This is a genomic window from Paraburkholderia sp. Ac-20340 (genome assembly GCF_017104965.1).
Lineage (GTDB): Bacteria > Pseudomonadota > Gammaproteobacteria > Burkholderiales > Burkholderiaceae > Paraburkholderia.
The window spans coordinates 470727-484407 of the sequence record NZ_JAAGPR010000003.1 but is presented as its reverse complement, the minus strand read 5'-3'; the positions used below and the strand labels follow the sequence as shown (position 1 = coordinate 484407).

The 13681-nt window shown below is 63.9% G+C and carries 10 protein-coding genes; 9 read left to right on the top strand and 1 reads right to left on the bottom strand.

All coding sequences use genetic code 11. The features are described from left to right. The 5 genes from hrpA to G3N59_RS07325 form a co-directional block, all read left to right on the top strand. On the top strand, window positions 1-3991 hold a 3991-nt coding region (gene hrpA / locus G3N59_RS07345; protein WP_241023228.1), incomplete at its 5' end, for an ATP-dependent RNA helicase HrpA. 196 nt (window positions 3992-4187) lie between these two features. Continuing rightward, complete coding sequence (locus G3N59_RS07340; RefSeq protein WP_346777857.1) at window positions 4188-5174, top strand: beta-propeller fold lactonase family protein; 987 nt, start codon at window positions 4188-4190, stop codon at window positions 5172-5174. Window positions 5175-5193: 19 nt separating this feature from the next. Then, window positions 5194-6222: a sterol desaturase family protein gene (locus G3N59_RS07335; RefSeq protein ID WP_205981885.1), complete on the top strand. Its 1029-nt coding sequence runs from the start codon at window positions 5194-5196 to the stop codon at window positions 6220-6222. Window positions 6223-6372: 150 nt separating this feature from the next. Beyond that, window positions 6373-7206, top strand: coding sequence for an EI24 domain-containing protein (locus G3N59_RS07330; protein ID WP_205981884.1), 834 nt, complete (start codon window positions 6373-6375; stop codon window positions 7204-7206). A 54-nt stretch (window positions 7207-7260) separates the two neighbouring features. Continuing rightward, on the top strand, window positions 7261-8070 hold the full coding sequence (locus G3N59_RS07325) for a molybdopterin-binding protein (protein ID WP_205981883.1): 810 nt from the start codon (window positions 7261-7263) through the stop codon (window positions 8068-8070). Window positions 8071-8208: 138 nt separating this feature from the next. On the opposite strand, the gene G3N59_RS07320 is transcribed toward G3N59_RS07325, so the two are convergent. Beyond that, entirely contained in the window at window positions 8209-8673 is a 465-nt protein-coding gene (locus G3N59_RS07320) for a rhodanese-like domain-containing protein (protein ID WP_205981882.1), read from the bottom strand. Between the two features lie 379 nt (window positions 8674-9052). Between G3N59_RS07320 and G3N59_RS07315 the strand changes: the two genes are divergently transcribed. The 4 genes from G3N59_RS07315 (at window position 9053) to ntrC (ending at window position 13613) form a co-directional block, all read left to right on the top strand. Then, a complete protein-coding gene (locus G3N59_RS07315) occupies window positions 9053-9226 on the top strand; it encodes a hypothetical protein (protein WP_205981881.1) in 174 nt (57 codons plus the stop codon). Continuing rightward, window positions 9223-10638 carry a type I glutamate--ammonia ligase gene (gene glnA, locus G3N59_RS07310; RefSeq protein WP_205981880.1) on the top strand — a complete coding sequence of 472 codons (1416 nt, stop codon included), beginning with the start codon at window positions 9223-9225 and terminating at the stop codon, window positions 10636-10638. The genes G3N59_RS07315 and glnA overlap by 4 nt, the downstream gene beginning before the upstream one ends. A gap of 185 nt (window positions 10639-10823) precedes the next feature. After that, window positions 10824-11966: a nitrogen regulation protein NR(II) gene (gene glnL / locus G3N59_RS07305; protein ID WP_205981879.1), complete on the top strand. Its 1143-nt coding sequence runs from the start codon at window positions 10824-10826 to the stop codon at window positions 11964-11966. 78 nt (window positions 11967-12044) lie between these two features. Then, window positions 12045-13613 (top strand): nitrogen regulation protein NR(I), encoded by a 1569-nt coding sequence (gene ntrC, locus G3N59_RS07300; protein ID WP_205981878.1) that lies wholly within the window; start codon window positions 12045-12047, stop codon window positions 13611-13613. Window positions 13614-13681: the final 68 nt, after the last annotated feature.

Here is a 13681-nt window from a genome sequence, read left to right as displayed (position 1 = left end):
CCCGGAGCGCGAACCCCGCGAACCGCGCGAACCGCGCCCGCCCCGCGCCCCGCGTGCGCCCGTCACGCCCAACCCGATCCCGCCGATCACCTTCCCCGAAGCGCTGCCGGTTTCCGGCCGCCGCGAGGAAATCGCGCGCGCGATCGCCAACAACCAGGTCGTGATCGTCAGCGGCGAAACCGGCTCGGGCAAGACCACCCAGTTGCCGAAGATCGCGCTCTCGCTCGGGCGCGGCCTCGGCGCGGGCGGCAGCGGCCTGATCGGTCACACGCAGCCGCGCCGGATCGCGGCTTCGGCGACCGGCCGGCGTATCGCCGAAGAACTCGGCACGCCGTTCGGCGAAGTGGTCGGCTACAAGGTGCGCTTTACCGACAATCTGTCGCCCGGCGCCTCGGTCAAGCTGATGACGGACGGCATTCTGCTCGCGGAAACGCAGACCGATCCGCTGCTCAAGGCCTACGACACGATCATCATCGACGAGGCGCACGAGCGCAGTCTGAACATCGACTTCCTGCTCGGCTATCTGAAAGAGATCCTGCCGCGCCGGCCCGATCTCAAGCTGATCGTCACGTCCGCGACCATCGACGCCGACCGCTTCGCGCGCCACTTCGGCAGCGACGACAAGCCCGCGCCGGTGATCGAGGTGAGCGGGCGTCTGTACCCGGTCGAGGTGCGCTATCGCCCGGTGCAGGAAGACAGCCCGGCTGTGAAGAACGCGCAGGGCAATGCGCCGACGAAAAAATCGCAGCGCGACACCGATCGCGACCTGATGGACGCCATCGTCGATGCCGTCGACGAACTGTGCCGCGAAGGCTCGGGCGACGTGCTCGTGTTCCTGCCCGGCGAGCGCGAAATTCGCGACGCCGCCGAGGCGCTGCGCAAGCATCATCCGCCGCACACGGAAATCCTGCCGCTGTTCGCGCGCCTTTCCGCGCAGGAGCAGGAGCGCGTGTTCAAGCCGTCGAACGCGCGCCGCATCGTGCTCGCGACCAACGTGGCGGAAACCTCGCTGACTGTGCCGGGCATCCGCTATGTGGTGGATACGGGCCTCGCGCGCGTGAAGCGCTATTCGTATCGCAACAAGGTCGAGCAACTGCAGATCGAGTCGATCTCGCAGGCCGCCGCGAACCAGCGCGCGGGCCGTTGCGGCCGGGTCGCCGACGGTATCTGTATCCGGCTTTACGAAGAATCGGATTACATCGCGCGCGCGCGCTTCTCGGACCCGGAAATCCTGCGTTCGTCGCTCGCGGCGGTGATTTTGCGCATGAAGTCGCTGCATCTCACGGCGATCGAAACCTTCCCGTTCATCGAGCCGCCGCCGGGCCGCGCGATTGCGGACGGCTATCAACTGCTCAACGAACTCGGCGCCGTCGACGACGATAACGCGCTCACCACGCTCGGCCGCGAACTCGCGCGCCTGCCGCTCGACCCGCGCGTGGGCCGCATGATTCTGGCCGCGCGCGATTCGCAGTCGCTGCGCGAAGTGCTGGTGATCGCCAGTGCGCTTTCGGTGCAAGACCCGCGCGACCGCCCGATCGAGGCGCAGGAACAGGCCGATCAGGCGCATCGCCGTTTTGCCGACGAGCGCTCCGAATTCCTCCAGTGGCTGAAGATCTGGGCGTGGTTCGAGGATGCGGTCGCGCACAAGAAGTCGAACAAGCAACTGGTCGACTCGTGCCGTGCGAACTTCCTCTCGCATCTGCGGCTGCGTGAATGGCGCGATGTGCATTCACAATTGTTGACGGTGGTGCGCGAGCACGGCTGGCGCATCAACGAAGCGGATGCGACCTACGAGGAAATCCATCACGCGCTGCTGACCGGTCTGCTCGGCAATATCGGCCTGAAGGCGGAAGACGAGCCGCATTTCCTCGGCGCGCGCAGCATCAAGTTCCATCTCTGGCCCGGTTCGGCGCTGGTGAAGAAAGCGGGGCGCTGGGTCGTGGCGGCGGAACTGGTCGAAACGAGCCGCCTGTACGCGCGCTGTATCGCGAAGATCGAGCCGGAATGGCTCGAAAAAGTGGGCGCGCATCTGCTGAAGACCTCGCTGTCCGAGCCGCATTGGGAAAAGCGTGCGGCGCAGGTCAGCGCGTTCGAGCGCGGCGTGCTGTACGGCTTGCCGGTGTATCAGCGGCGTCGGGTGGCGTTCGGCAAACAGGACCCGGCGCGGGCGCGCGAATTGTTTATTCGCGGCGCGCTGGTCGAAGGCGAATTCGACACGAAGCTGCCGTTCTTCGCGCACAACCGCAAACTGCTCGCCGATATCGAGCAACTCGAACACAAGTCGCGCCGCCAGGACGTGCTGGTCGACGACGAACTGATCTTCGGTTTCTACGATCAGGCGATTCCCGACGGCATTTACGCGGGCGCGACGTTCGAGCGCTGGTATCGCGACGAGGTGAAAAAGAGCGGTCAGTCCGAGGACAAGCTGCGTCTGCTTTATCTCTCGCGCGACGACCTGATGCGCCACGAAGCGGCCGGCGTGACGACCGAGCTGTTCCCGAAGCGCATGACCATGTCGGGCGCGGCGATGGCGCTCACGTATCACTTCGAGCCGGGTTCGCCGCGCGATGGCGTGACGCTCGCGGTGCCGCTCTATGCGCTCAATCAGGTCGATGCGCGCCGCTGCGAATGGCTCGTGCCGGGCATGATCAAGGAGAAGGCGCATCTGCTGCTGAAGTCCTTGCCGCAGAAGCTGCGCCGCCATTGCGTGCCCTTGCCGGAATACGCGGCGGGTTTCGCCGATCGCCTGGGCGGCGAGCGCTTCGGTGCGGGCGGCCTGGTCGAAGCCTTGATCGCCGATGTGCGCGCACAGAAGCAGCTTCAGCTGAAATCGTCCGATTTCAAGCTGGAGACGCTGCCCGCGCATCTGTTCATGAATTTCAAGGTGATCGACGAGCACGGACGTCAGCTCGCGATGGGCCGCAATCTCGCGCAGTTGCGCACGGAACTGGGCGCGCAGGCGCAGCAGCAGTTCCAGAAGCTGGCGAGCGCCACCGCGCTGGCGGCGCTGGAAACGCATGCGCAGGGCGAGGGCGCTCAAGGCGCGGCAGCGGCAGATAAAGCGCAGTCGTCGCAAAGCGTGGCCAAAAAACTCAACACGCCGCACACGCCCGCAAGCGGTGACACGGCCGCGACCGCGCTCTACGAAAACCTCACGACGTGGAATTTCGGCAAGCTGCCCGAACTGCTGGAAATCCGCCGTGGCGGCCAGACGCTGTACGGCTATCCGGCGCTGGTCGATCGCGGCTCGCATTGCGACGTCGAGGTATTCGATTCGCCGGAAGAGGCGGCGCGGATTCATCGCGCGGGCTTGCGCCGTCTGTTCGGGCTGCAGTTGCGCGAGCCGATCCGCTATCTGGAGAAGAACCTGCCGGGCCTGCGCGAAATGGCGATGCAGTTCATGGCGCGCGCCACCCAGGAAGAGTTGCGCGATCAACTGGTCGAACTGGCGCTCGATCGCGCCTGCCTGCAAGACCCGCTGCCCGACGACGATGCGAGTTTCCACGCCCGCAAGGACGAAGGGCGCGGACGTCTTTCGCTGCTGGCGCAGGAGATTGCGCGCCTGGTCGGCCAGATTCTGGCGGAATACGCGTCGCTGGCGAAGAAGCTCGTGCAGGCGAAGGCGTTCGGCGCGCCCGCTGCGGATATGCAGGCGCAGGTCGATGCGCTCATCAGCAAGCGCTTTATTCTGGACACGCCGTACGCGCAACTGGTGCATTTCCCGCGCTACCTCAAGGGCGTGGCGCTGCGCATCGACAAGCTGCGCGCCGATCCCGGCCGCGACGCGCGTCAGGTGGCCGAATTCCAGCCGCTCGCGCAGCAGTATCAGCGTGCGCTGTCGCAACGTGGCGGCGTGTTCGATGCGCGCCTGAGCGAATTCCGCTGGCTGCTCGAAGAGTTGCGCATCTCGCTCTTTGCGCAGGAGTTGCGCACGCCGATGCCGGTGTCGGTCAAGCGGCTCCACAAGGTCTGGGAATCGATGCAGCGATGAAGTCGATGGCGCTTTGCGGGCCATAACAATAGTTCGAAAAAGGGGCGCGCGTTGCGCCCCTTCCACATTTCAGTGGCCCTACGTCAACCTTGCGAACCGGCAAGCGTTCTACAATCACTGATCTGCCAGGGAACGACTCTTCATGCGTACAAACGAATTCCGCCGTACCGCCGCAAGCTTTGCGAAAAAGGCCGTGATGTTTGCGTGCTCCGCGCTGGTCGGTGCCGCGCTCACCACGGTTATGCCGAGCATTGCGCATGCGAACAACATCATCGTGCTCAATTCGGGCGAGGCAACGCTGAGCCTCATCGACGACAAGACGCACGAACTCGTCGGCACGGTGCCCACGGGCAAGGAGCCGCATCACCTGTTTCCGACGCCGGACAACAGCTCGCTGATCGTCGCGAACTCGGTGTCGAACAACCTGCTGTTCGTCGATCCTAAAACCGGCAAGCCGCAGCGCTGGATCGAAAACGTCGAAGACCCGTATCAACTGGGTTTTTCGCCGGATAACAAGTGGTTCGTGACCACCGGCCTGCGTCTGGACCGTCTGGATATTTATCACTACGGCGGCGCGGGCAATTTCACGGTCGCGAAGCGCCTGCCGCTTTCGGCCATGCCCAGCCACCTGGCGTTCACGAAGGACAGCAATATCGTGTTCGTGTCGCTGCAGGTCTCGGGTGAAATCGCCGCGGTCGATCTGCCTACGCAGAAAGTGCTGTGGAAGATGAAGGTTGGCCCGGCGCCCGCGGGCATGTGGCTCACGCCTGGCGAAAAATATCTGCTGGTGGGCATGACGGGCGCCGATTACGTCGCCGTGGTGGACTGGCGCAACCAGAAAATCGTCAAGACGATCCAGGTGGGCAAGGCCGCACATAACTTCCGCTCGATGGTGGATGGCCGCCACGTGCTGGTGTCGAGCCGCGTGTCGAACGTCATCAGCATCATCGACGAAGAATCGCTTGAGAAAGTGGGCGAGATCAACGGCCTGATGCCCGGACCCGACGACATGGAACTCTCCGCCGACAAGCGCTGGCTGTGGGTAACGTTCCGTTTCGCCAAGCACATCGGCCTGATCGACATGCAGACGAAGAAGCTCGTCAAGACGATTCCGGTGGGCCGCTCGCCGCACGGCATCTACTTCTACGACCGCGCGCCGGTCATGTCGCCCAACGGCGCTTAACGTCTGCACGTCACCGCCCATGTTCGCCTTCCTCGGTTCCTGCGCGCATTGGGTGGTGGCTGGCGCCGACGACTTCGTGTCGTGGCTCCAGACGCTCCTCTACGTGAACGTGCTGCAACCGGCGTTATTCGACGCCGGTTTCATGAACGTGGACGAAGACAGCTTCGACGCGCTCTACTGGGTGATCGTCGGGCTGCTGGAAATGGTGGCGATGTATTTGCTGCTGCGTCCGCTCGAAGCGCTCATGCCGGCGGAGAAGTGGGGCGACCGCAAGGGCGTGGGCGTGGACGCCATCTATACCTGGGTCACGCGCCTGGGCATTCTCAATCTGTTCTTTTTCTTCGCCATGCAGCCGGCGTTCGACCGTGCGCAAAGCTGGCTGCGCCTGCATGGCGTCATGAGTGTCGATATCGACAATCTCTGGCCCGGTGTGACCACCGTGCCGCTCGTGGCGTTCGCGATCTATCTGGTCGTGCTCGACTTTTCCGGTTACTGGTATCACCGCCTGTCGCACCGCTACAGCCTCTGGTGGGAATTGCACGCGGTCCATCACAGCCAGCGCAAGATGTCGTTCTGGTGCGATAACCGCAACCATCTGCTCGATGTGCTGATGCAGTCGTGCATGTTCGCGGGCATCGCGCTGGTGATCGGCGTGCCGCCCGCGCAGTATGTCGTGCTGGTGGCGCTCACGAATTTCGTGCAGAACGTGCAGCATGCCAATATCCGCGTGCATTTTGGCTGGCTGGGCGAGCGGCTGCTGGTGAGCCCGCGTTTTCATCGGCGTCATCATGCAATCGGCTACGGTCACGAAGGCACCACGTATGGCTGCAACTTTGGCGTGCTGTTTCCGTGGTGGGACATGCTGTTCGGCAGCGCGTCCTTCAGCGAGCGGATCGAGCCTACGGGCATTCGCGCCCAACTCGCAGGCGCGCGTTATGGCGAGGGCTTCTGGGCGCAGCAGGGGCTCGCGTTCGCCCGCATCGGGCAGCGGCTGGCGGTGCGTCGGCGTCTGAAAGCCGGTTTTGCCCAGCGCAATTCACAACAATAAGATGCTCAGGCGGCCCACGCCGCCTTTTTCCTTTCACCGCCGCGCGCCTCGTGCGCCGGATGCGCGCCGTGGTTTATGCTGTCGTTTTGCCGCACTGAACCACGCAGGCTTCGTGACCCGTCTCCGTTTTTCCTCCGCTTTCACGCCCGCATGAACGACTTGTTGCGCTCGTTTGGACGCGCGCTCACCAGCGCATTCCACCCCTCGATGCTGTTCCTCACGTTTGTGCCGTTCCTGGTGGCGGCCGCGGTGTGGGGCGGTCTGCTCTACGCCTTCTGGCAACCGCTGATCGACGGCGTGCGCGGCACGCTCGACGCCTGGCCCGCCACCGGTTACGTCTACCATGTGTTCGACTGGGTGGGCTTCGGTTCGCTGCGCAGCATGATTGGGCCGTTCGTGGTCATCATCCTGTCGATTCCGCTGATCGTCATCACCGTGTTGCTGCTGATCGTCGCGCTGGCGATGCCGCGCGTGATCCGCCATCTGACCACGCGCCAGTACGCCTCGCTCGAAGCGCGCCGTGGCGGTAGCTGGTACGGCAGCGTGCTGCACTCGCTCTGGACCACGCTGCTGTGCATCGTGCTGCTGATCGTGACCTTGCCGTTCTGGTTCATTCCGCCGTTTTGCGTGCTGGTGCCGCCGCTGCTCTGGGGCTGGCTGACCTACCGCGTGATGACTTACGACGCGCTCGCGCTGCACGCGAGCAGCGCGGAGCGCCGCGAACTCGTGCGCCGCAACCGCCTGCCGCTGCTGGCGATCGGCGTGGCGAGCGGGCTGCTCGGCTCGCTGCCGACGGCGATCTGGGTGGCGTCGGCGTGGATGCTACTGTTCTTCCCCGTGATCGCCGCGCTGACTATCTGGATTTACGCTTTCATTCTGGTGTTCACGGCGCTCTGGTTCGGCCATTACTGCCTGCGCGCGCTGCAGCGCCTGCGCACGGAAGAGGCGCACCGTCTGGGCCATGAAGTGACCATCGTGCACTGACGTCCCCGGCATCCGCCGACACTTTCAAAGAACATTCATACGACGAGGCAACACATGGCATTTGGCGTCATCATCATCGGCGACGAGATTCTGTCGGGCCGCCGCACCGACAAGCATTTGCCGAAGGTCATCGAACTGCTGGGCGCGCGCGGCCTCGCGCTCGACTGGGCCGAGTACGTGGGCGACGATCCCGCGCGCATTACCGCCACGCTCAAGCGCTCGTTTGCCTCGGGCGATATCGTGTTCTCGACGGGCGGTATCGGCGCGACGCCGGACGATCACACGCGCCAGTGCGCGGCGGCGGCGCTAGGCGTGCCGCTCGCGCTCCATGCGGACGCAAAGGCGGCGATCAGCGAGCGCATCCGCGATATGCACACGGGCAGCGATCCGGTCGATTTCGGTTCGCCCGAAAATCTTCACCGCTTCCAGATGGGCACCTTCCCGCAGGGCTGCGAGATCATCCCGAACGGCTACAACAAGATTCCGGGCTTTTCGATTCACGATCATCATTTCGTGCCGGGCTTCCCGGTGATGGCGTGGCCGATGATCGAATGGGTGCTCGATACGAAGTACGCCCATCTGCATCATCAGATGCCGCACGCGGAAAAGTCGCTGCTGGTGTTCGAGTTGCCCGAATCGACGCTCACGCCGCTGATGGAAAGCATCGAACGCGATTTCCCGGGCGTGCGCGTGTTCAGTCTGCCGAGCGTGGGCGACAGCGAGCGCGGCGGCATCTATGCGCGCCGCCATATCGATCTGGGCGTGAAGGGTGAGCCGGAAGCGGTGGCGGCGGCTTTCGTGAAGCTGCGCGAAGGCGTGCACCTGCTGGGCGGCGATGTGGTGGAGCCGCCGGAAGCGGCTTGAAGTTGCCCGGAATCGCTCGATGAGGCTGGATGGAGCGCCCCGGCCGCATCATCGGCGTGTCACACGGGGCGCTCAAAGTGGCCGGTCAGGGTTTTGGGCTGGCGGGGGTTGTGAGGGTGTCTAACGAGCGAGGCAGCTTCAGGCGCCGAGCCACGGCAGGCCGCGGAAGCACCAGCCGGAAACGGTCTTGCGATGGCCTTCGCTGTTCTTGTCGCCTTCGAAGCCTTCGAGCAGATCGAAGGCCTGGGTGAAGCCGGCCTTGGCCGCTTCGATGGCGGCCAGTTTCGAGCGCGCGGCGCTGCGGCACAGGAACAGGATGGGCGTGTCGGCGTCGGCGACGCTCTTGAGCTGCGCGACGAACTCGGCGTTGGGCACGCCGCCCGGATAGCGCGTCCACTCGACATGCGCATACTGGCCGTCGCCGATCACCGGGCGGCCGACCCAGTCGAGTTCGGCGCGCGTGCGCACATCGACGAGCTTGACGCGCGCATCGAGTTGCAGGAGCTCGAACGCCTCGGCGGGCGAGAGCGCGCCGGCATACGGCAGCTGGTTCTCGGCGCGGCGCGTGTCGGCCTGGGCGTACAACTGTTCGAGCGTACTCATGACGATCAATCTCCCGTTTCATGTTGGACCAAAGGATTATTCTAGCGCGCTGCATGAGTGCGGGAAGCGCCGGGCCGTGGCGCGCTAATGAGCAGGAGCGGGGCACGGCACGCGTTGCAGGCAGGGCCGCCGCGCGTCGCGGTGGCATATTTGCGCAGGCTTGGTGCGTAAACCGGTTTATGCACCATAATGGAGTGAGTTTCGCGCGCCAAATCCGGGATTGCACGGAATTGGTGCCGGGAAGTGGCCCGAGAAGGGGGCGCTGGGGAAAACGAGGGGCGGGAGTTACCCGCATGTTCGGTGTAGTTGCCCCTTGGTTGCCCAACGCTCGCCCCTTGGGGACGCATCCGGATCAAATTTGCGCCACGCTGGCGCAAACATGGCACGGAAGCTGCTTTATATGTCGCGATCGAATCGCAACCGGCCTGCCACCGGACTCCGGCTGTACCAGCTGGCGACCGAAGGCATGCCGCAAAGCGGCAACCGGCAAGATCAGAAGATTGGGCAGGCGGCAGCGTTCGCCGAAATCGTTAATCAGGAGAATAGGTTATGAGTAAATCCGTGGCCGACGTCATGCAACTCGTCAAGGACGAAGACGTCAAGTTTGTCGACTTCCGCTTTACCGACACGCGCGGCAAGGAGCAACACGTTTCGGTTCCGCTGTCGCACTTTGACGAAGACAAGTTCGAGTCGGGTCATGCATTTGACGGTTCGTCGATCGCCGGCTGGAAGGGCATCGAAGCCTCGGACATGCTGCTCGTCCCGGACGCGAACACGGCTTTCATCGACCCGTTCTATGAAGAACCCACGCTGGTTCTGACCTGCGACGTGGTCGAGCCGGCTGACGGCAAGGGCTACGAGCGCGATCCGCGTTCGCTGGCAAAGCGCGCTGAAGCGTACCTGAAGAGCACGGGTCTGGGCGACACGGCATTCTTCGGTCCGGAACCCGAATTCTTCATTTTCGACTCGGTCCAGTGGAACACGGACATGTCGGGCTCGTTCGTCAAGATCGGCTCGGACGAAGCTCCGTGGTCGTCGGGTCGCGAAATCGAAGGCGGCAACACGGGTCACCGTCCGGGCGTCAAGGGCGGCTACTTCCCGGTCGCTCCGGTCGACACGTTCCAGGACATCCGTTCGGAAATGTGCCTGCTGCTCGAACAGATCGGCATCCCGGTCGAAGTGCACCACCACGAAGTCGCTGGTCAAGGCCAGAACGAAATCGGCACCAAGTTCTCGACGCTGGTTCAGCGCGCGGACTGGACGCAGCAGATGAAGTACATCATCCATAACGTGGCGCACACGTATGGCAAGACGGCGACGTTCATGCCGAAGCCGATCGTTGGCGACAACGGTTCGGGCATGCACGTTCACCAGTCGATCTGGAAGGACGGCCAGAACCTGTTCGCAGGCAACGGCTACGCAGGTCTGTCGGAATTCGCGCTGTTCTACATCGGCGGCATCATCAAGCACGCTCGCGCGCTGAACGCCATCACGAACCCGTCGACGAACTCGTACAAGCGTCTGGTTCCGCACTTCGAAGCACCGGTCAAGCTGGCTTACTCGGCACGCAACCGTTCGGCATCGATCCGTATTCCGCACGTCTCGAACCCGAAGGGCCGCCGTATCGAAACGCGCTTCCCGGACCCGATGGCCAACCCGTACCTGTGCTTCTCGGCACTGATGATGGCAGGTCTGGACGGCGTCCAGAACAAGATCCATCCGGGCGAAGCCGCCGACAAGAACCTGTACGACCTGCCGCCGGAAGAGGATGCAAAGATCCCGACCGTGTGCGCCGGCCTCGACCAGGCTCTGGAAGCACTCGACAAGGATCGCGAATTCCTGACGCGCGGTGGCGTGTTCACGGATTCGATGATCGACGCCTACCTCGCACTGAAGGAAGGCGAGCTGCAACGCGTGCGTATGACCACGCACCCGGTCGAGTTCGAACTGTACTACTCGCTGTAATCGACGATGGCGCTTCGCTCGCACTCGCGTAGCGAAGCGTCTGTCCGACGTTCGCGACGGGTCACGAAGGGACGGCGGTGCCGTCCCTTTTTTGTTGGCTGCGTGGACGTCATCGACGTCGTCGTGCCAACCATCATCGACATGGACAGCCAGCCGGCGCGCCCTCAAGCCACCGGTGCCGAAACATGGTGCTCAAGAATCTGATCAAGGCAAGAAAAGGCCACGCGGACGCGCTTTCGGACGATGTGCCGCTCGTCGAATCGGGTTTGCTGCCCGGCTTCGAAGCGCTGCCGACGGTCGTGCTCGTGCTCGACAAGCGCAGCTTGCGCGTGGCGTTCGCGAATCCTTCGGCCGAGGCGATGCTCGATCTGTCGCGCCGTCAGCTTTCGCAGATGGTGTGGTCCGATCTCTTTTCCAACGCCGACGAGTTGCTGGAGACGATCGCGTCGATCGCCGCGCATCGCTTTCACGCGACGCGACTCGACGCGACGCTGGAGCGCCCGGGCCGCGAATCGTTGCACGTGCACGCGATTGTCGGCTTCCTGGAAAGCGCACCCGATTACGTGCTGCTCGAACTCTTCGAGAACGAGCGGCATCTGAAGAGCGATCGCGAGGAGCGGATTCATGACCTCGCGACCGTCAATAAACATCTGATCCGCAATCTCGCGCACGAAATCAAGAATCCGCTCGGCGGTATTCGCGGCGCGGCCCAGTTGCTCGAATTCGAGCTGGGCACGCTCGAGCGCGGCGAGTTGCGCGAGTACACGCAGGTCGTCATCAAGGAGTCGGACCGCCTGCAGACGCTGGTGGACCGGCTGCTCGAACCGCACCGTCATCCGCATATTGTCGGCGACGTGAATATTCACGAGGTCTGCGAGCGCGTGCGCGCCGTGATTCTCGCGGAGTTCCCGCGCGGCCTGACGATCGAACGCGATTACGACGTGAGCGTGCCCGACCTGCGCGGCGACAAGGAGCAACTGATCCAGGCGCTCCTGAACATCGTGCGCAATGCGGCGCAGGCGCTGCGCGAGCGCATTTCGCGCGGCGACGCGCGCATCGAATTGCGCACGCGCGTCGCGCGCAAGATCACGATTTCAAAACGCTTGTGCAAGCTGGCATTGGACTTGCATATCATCGATAACGGACCCGGCATTCCCGAGGACATCCGCGACCGCATCTTCTATCCGCTCGTTTCGGGACGCGAAGACGGCAGCGGTCTGGGCCTCACGCTCGCGCAGACTTTCGTCCAGCAACACGACGGTCTGATCGAAGTGGAAAGCCGGCCAGGACATACCGAGTTTCAGATCCTGCTGCCGCTCGATGCCTGAAGCCGTTTGAAGAACATTAGCTGAACCTGTTTTCCGATCTACCGCTACCGCACGCCACCAGGACTTCTGACCGACCTTATGAAGCCGATCTGGATAGTTGACGACGACCAATCGATTCGCTGGGTGCTTGAAAAAGCACTCGCCCGCGAAAATTTCGCGACCCGCAGCTTCTCGAACGTGCGCGATGCCGCGGCCGCGCTCGACCACGACAGCCCGCAGGTGCTCGTCTCCGACATTCGCATGCCGGGCGGCTCGGGGCTCGAGCTGCTGCAAACCGTGCGCGAGCGTCTGCCGGGGCTGCCCGTCATCATCATGACGGCGTTCTCCGACCTCGACAGCGCGGTGGCCGCGTTCCAGGGCGGTGCATTTGAATATCTCGCCAAGCCCTTCGACGTCGATAAGGCAGTCGAGCTGATTCGCCGCGCCGTCGACGAAAGCATGCGCGGCGAGCAGCACTGGGACGAGCGTCCCGCCGAAGCGCCCGAAATGCTGGGCCAGGCGCCCGCGATGCAGGACATGTTTCGCGCCATCGGCCGGCTTTCGCATTCGGCCGCGACCGTGCTCATCACCGGCGAGTCGGGCACCGGAAAGGAGCTTGTTGCACGCGCCTTGCACCGACATAGCCCACGCGCGAACGGTCCGTTCATCGCGCTGAACACCGCGGCCATTCCGAAAGATCTTCTGGAATCCGAACTGTTCGGCCACGAGCGCGGCGCGTTCACGGGCGCGCAGGCGATGCGCCAGGGCCGCTTCGAACAGGCGGAGAACGGCACGCTGTTCCTCGACGAAATCGGCGATATGCCGTTCGATCTGCAAACGCGTCTGCTGCGTGTGCTGTCGGATGGCCAGTTCTATCGTGTGGGCGGCCACAATCCGCTGCGCGCCAATGTGCGCGTGATTGCGGCCACGCACCAGAATCTGGAAACGCGCGTACGTCAGGGTCTGTTCCGCGAGGACTTGTATCACCGCCTCAACGTGATTCGTCTGCGTCTGCCGGCACTGCGCGAGCGCAGCGAGGACATCCCGCTGCTCACGCGCCACTTCCTGCAGAAGAGTGCGCGCGAACTGGGCGTCGAGCCCAAGCGCGTGTCGGATGAAGCGCTGGCGTATATGTCGTCGCTGCCGTTCCAGGGCAACGTGCGTCAGCTGGAGAATCTGGCCAACTGGCTCACGGTGATGGCGCCGGCGCAGACCATCGAAATCAAGGATCTGCCGCCCGATCTGCTGCCCGCCCACGTGGCGGCGACCGAAGGCGCGCAGGCGCTGGCAGGCGACGTTGCGGCCGCGGGCGCAGTGGCGGTCAATGGCGCGCTTGCGGGTGTGGCGGCGGGCTCGGGCGTCGGCCTTGGCGGTTTGCCGGGCGTGGCGAGCGGCGTGGGCGGTGGTTTGCCCAGCGGCTTCCCCGCCGTCAATGGCGTGGCCTCGCTGGCGGTGAGCGTCTGGGAAAGCGGCTTGCGTACCGAAGTCGCGCGTTTGCTGCGCGAAAATAGCGCCGATGTCATGGACGAACTCTCGCGTCGTTTCGAAGCCGCGGTGATTCGCGAAGCGCTCGATTTCACGCGCGGGCGCAAGGTCGAAGCCGCCGAGCGGCTGGGCATCGGCCGTAACACCATCACGCGCAAGATCCAGGAACTCAACCTGGAATAAGCGCACCGTGCGCAGCGGTCAAGGCGGTCCCGGCGATGAATGCGCGGTCCGCCATGCCGCTGCGCACG